General features: G+C 42.6%; 4 protein-coding genes and 1 tRNA gene. 1 reads left to right on the forward strand and 4 read right to left on the reverse strand.

Translation table 11 applies throughout. From position 1 onward, the window contains the following. Positions 1–1,308: TldD/PmbA family protein (locus tag ACP5N5_RS05785; RefSeq protein ID WP_428133834.1), on the forward strand; the 1,308-nt coding region annotated here is incomplete at its 5' end. A gap of 49 nt (positions 1,309–1,357) precedes the next feature. Here the strand turns inward: ACP5N5_RS05785 and ACP5N5_RS05790 are convergent. From ACP5N5_RS05790 to ACP5N5_RS05805, 4 genes are all read right to left on the reverse strand, one after another. Next, complete coding sequence (locus ACP5N5_RS05790; protein WP_012608602.1) at positions 1,358–1,579, reverse strand: DUF3096 domain-containing protein; 222 nt, start codon at positions 1,577–1,579, stop codon at positions 1,358–1,360. A gap of 341 nt (positions 1,580–1,920) precedes the next feature. Continuing rightward, positions 1,921–2,955, reverse strand: a complete 1,035-nt coding sequence (locus tag ACP5N5_RS05795; protein ID WP_428133839.1) for a PhoU domain-containing protein — start codon at positions 2,953–2,955, stop codon at positions 1,921–1,923. Between the two features lie 238 nt (positions 2,956–3,193). After that, a tRNA-Cys gene (locus ACP5N5_RS05800) sits at positions 3,194–3,296 on the reverse strand. An 80-nt stretch (positions 3,297–3,376) separates the two neighbouring features. After that, positions 3,377–4,141 (reverse strand): chromosome partitioning protein ParB, encoded by a 765-nt coding sequence (locus tag ACP5N5_RS05805; protein WP_428133842.1) that lies wholly within the window; start codon positions 4,139–4,141, stop codon positions 3,377–3,379. Between the last annotated feature and the right edge of the window lie 288 nt (positions 4,142–4,429).

Below are 4,429 nucleotides of genomic sequence, written 5' to 3' on the forward strand. Positions count from 1 at the left end.
ATATTAAAGGAGGCCCTTGATAAGGGGTTCCAGGAGGCAATCGTTAGAGTGCTTGAATCCGAGAGAACGATGACCAAGATAGCTAACAGCGAGCCAAGCGTGGTGCAACACTGGAGGAGCCTCGATATAGGTTTATACCTTGTAAAAGATAAGAGGATATTTATAGCTGAGGTAAGAGGCTTAGATCCAAGTGGGACAGAATACACCTTGAACCAATTATTCTCGATAGCCGACAAGCTCAGGGAATCCGAGCTCTACGCTCCTCTCCCAGAACCCGGTAAACCAGTTGAAGTAGGTAACCTAGTTGATAAGAATATCGATAAGTACATTGAGGATCCATCGAGTTTAGCTGAGGAAGTAATTAGCACAGCACATGAGGAGAGAATAGATTATATAGCTGGAATGATCGACCTAAAGCATGAGAAAGAATACATAGCGTCGTCAAAAGGATTCGAGGGGATGCATGAATATACATCAATGGAGTCATATATACGGGCATTCGCCGGGGAAGAAGGTAGTGGTCAATGGAGCACCTGCTCCACAAAGCTTAGGAGAGATAAACTAGCCGAGATGGCCAGGATAGCTGCGAGGTATGCTGTCGACTCCAAGAGTAGGGTAGACATAGAGCCCGGGATCTATGATTTAATACTTTCCCCAATGGTGTTCGGGAACCTATTAGACTACATATCATACATGGCTTCAGGCTTCAGCATCCTCACCGGGATGTCCATGTTTATAAAGAACAAGCCAGGTGATAAGGTAGCCTCTGAGAAATTCACTCTTATAGATAACCCACACGAACCCGAGTTACCGGGTAGCAGGGGCTTCGACCTAGAGGGAGTACCCACTATAAGGAAGCCCATCATAGAGAAAGGGATACTGGCAACAATACTCCACAACTCTAAAACAGCCGCGAAATTCAGCGCATCAACCACCGGTAACGCTGGATGGATCTCACCAGAGCCGTGGAATCTAATAGTGGAACCAGGAGATTACAGGCTCGAGGAGTTAATTAGTGAGGTTAAGAAAGGGATATTGATCAACAATAACTGGTATACTAGGTTCCAGAACTATGTTGAGGGAGAATTCTCAACCATAACGAGGGATGCATTATTCTTTATCGAGAACGGCGAGATAAAGACTGCTGTGAGAAAAATAAGGATAGCTGATAAACTCGGGAACATATTAAGAAATATTGATGGGCTAACAAAGGAGAGATACGATGTGAAATGGTGGGAGATAAGCTATCCAACCAGGGCGCCATATATATTAGTAAGAGGAGTAAATACTTCAAAACACACTATTTAGTTTGAGTAGTCTTTAATATAGCGTTGCTTCATTGAATCACGATTAATTTTTAACTGGCTACCACTTTTCCAGCTATTCTATTCTTAATATACTCATCAAATATAACTAGTATACCATCAATTATCAAGTATAATGCAACAAGTATTCCCAATAATTCAGGTTTCACCAGTATTAAGAATCCGAATACTAGCATTATTATTCCTATTAACAGTCTTGGCACACTGACCCCAAGATATTTCCTCATTAACTCCTGTATCTTCTCCTCAGCCATATCATCTCACCCTATTAATATTATGATCTCTTACTTTTGATTTATAAACATCAAAATATAGATCAGAGGCCCGGATACTAGTCAAACAATATCCTAGGAGACTAAGGGTGTGGTGAGGCCGGGAGTGACCCGACCCATGTTCATTCCGCCCCGTTACGCGGGGGTGTTACATGGGCACCGGGGTCACATCACTTAGCTACTATGGCTAATACTTGTTTTAAATTTTATTCCATAACCTAATATCCACAATGCCCTTCAAGGTTCAAGGACTCTTTCCCCTAGCATAGGGAAGGATGTGGTTAAAAAGATTAGACCCGGGTGGAGAGTTGGGTTGGGGAGTATTATTTTACCTCAACGGATGGGTTTTTAGCTGCCTTTATATTTAATACTGACTCAGCTATTCCATTAGAATACCTCACGATTCTTCTAAGACTGTCACATATTAGTGTAAGCCCGGCTTTCTCGTTATCTGGAAGCGTTGAGTTTATTATTTTCTCATATATTGTTTTCTCTATTTCATCTACTAGTACACGGGCGGTTTGAATTACTTCTTCGGCATCCCTTCTGCTTAAACTATATAGTGACCCCATGGCCTTATTGAAGAGGTCTGATGCCTTCACCATTAGTTCATACACTATATCTGCCCCACTAGTCTTCTTCATGACCAGTATTCTTCTAGCTATGTTAACGATGTGATCCGCTATTCTCTCCAGGTTTCTCGCTATAATCCTGTAGCTTAATGCTTCCACAATGCTACTTATTCCTAGCTCATGCTGTATCCTTACATCGAGTAGTGCCATGCTTAATTCTCTCACAATCATATGGTGGAATCTATCGGCTTCATCATCCCTCTGTATTATAGCGTAGGCCACGTTCCCATCCATTGTTTTCAATAATGTCTTCGCATCCTCGATCATGTTGTTGACTATTAAGTGGAGCCTCCTCACAGCACTTAATAGTGGGAGCTCCTTGATATTCAGGAGAATCTTGAATGTCACACTGTTATATGACTCCTCGACTACTTCAACACCCGCCAGCTTTATCCTAGCCATATTCTTTACTTCACTGATAAACCTGGCTGGATCAGGTATTCTGGAATCGAATGCCACAACTATAGTACTATATCCTGAAAGGTACATCGCTAAGAGCATCCTAAATACCTGGTCCACGGTTACCTCGGGGCTAACCTTAATAGTGGACTTTACTTGAACCGCTTCTGTTGAAGGAGGTATTATCACCAGTTTATCGCCATATTTCTCCACGCTTACGTAGTCACCGCTCTTCAACCCCACTGCGTCAACCCATTCCTTAGGTAGAGTTATTATATATGATGAAGACCCGGTTTTTTGCACCCTTCTTCTCTCAGTACCCACCATGTAGTCCACCACCACTTTAGTTTAACCAATTATATGTGTCTATTAATTTTAAGATCAATTATTACAGACTTATATATACTTTACTATCAAGTAGGTAAAAGAATATGGAATCCGAGTAAAGTACAAGCATAACCATATCTTACTCAATAACCATATCCATCTATAAAATATTTTCATAACATTAAGAGATTTAATATAAAAACTATTCACCCATAAAGCATGAGATATCAGCAACTAGAGCCGGGGGCGGGATTCGAACCCGCGAGTAAACGGGTTTCCGTGAACCCCTTGCCAAGGTTAGCCCTGCAGCCCGCCGCCTTAGACCGCTCGGCCACCCCGGCTTCTAGATATAATTATACTATAAGACCTTATAAATTGAGACACTGTGGATAAACTGGTGATAGAATTCATCACTTAGTCCCTATCCTCCTGAACAATACTTCTCATTGAATTCGTCATACCCAAGCATCCTAGCTGTCTTCAATAATCCTATTTCAAGATTGTCGATGGTGAACACTAACGCCTTTACTTCTTTGACACTACTAAGTACTTCTCTACAGATGCGGTGATGACCATCGATGACGAAATACTCCTGGTTATACTTGTATACGAGGGGTGGGCAATGTAGCGACAATGCATGGGGCTCGGGTCCTGGTATAGGGGGTTGCGTTGGCTTAAGAAGCGTTATACTAATAGTTTCAACCCATATCCTTGCCAAGGTATTATATTGTTTCTCAAGAAACCTAACCGTGTTAACGATGTGTCTCCAACATATAAGCTCCTGGGGTGTGTCAACCGGGTTCACTGAATCTAATTCAATTATGGATTTAGCTAATTTAGGCCTGTATTTTGGAACAAGGATCGTTAAGCCCGGTATCCTCCATCCGAGCCATGCGTAGACTATAACCCTGTGATGACCATCCACAACATAGTGAAGTCCACCCAGGCCCGTTACAACTATTATGGGGACCTGATACATCTCAAATAAAACAGATCTCAAGACCAATCCAAGCTTATCGGACTCAATGAAGCCCTGGGTAAGTACGAGACTCCGAGGAGTATAAGTCCTCTCCCCAACGAAGATAGCTGAGCCGTATTCTTTACTATAGAAATGCAGGAGATCCCTTACACGTAGCTCTACATCCCTCCTCGAAGCCAGCCTCAACCTATCGCTTAGACCCTGCACAGGCTTCTACACTCTCCGGCTCTACCTATATGGGGAATAGACTTGCATCGAAAACGGATACCATGGCGAAAAGATCTTTGCATACCTGTCGCCCTCGTCGTTGCATCTCTACGACTCCCCTTTAATACAAATATGGTGAGCGCAGCTATTATGGATGCGATAGCTACCACTATGATCATCGGAGCATGATCCCCTACAGAAGTTATGTTGGTAATGTTCCCGGCCACCGTAATCCTTTGTGTCACAGTTAAGGTCGTTGATACTGTTTTTTCTATAGTGATCGTCTCC

The organism is Desulfurococcus sp. (assembly GCF_049970475.1).
Taxonomy (GTDB): domain Archaea; phylum Thermoproteota; class Thermoprotei_A; order Sulfolobales; family Desulfurococcaceae; genus Desulfurococcus; species Desulfurococcus amylolyticus.

Coding starts and splice junctions, on each gene's coding strand:
- ACP5N5_RS05790 (WP_012608602.1), bottom strand. CDS start 1,579: ATGGCTGAGGAGAAGATACAGGAGTTAATGAGGAAATATCTTGGGGTC.
- ACP5N5_RS05795 (WP_428133839.1), bottom strand. CDS start 2,955: ATGGTGGGTACTGAGAGAAGAAGGGTGCAAAAAACCGGGTCTTCATCA.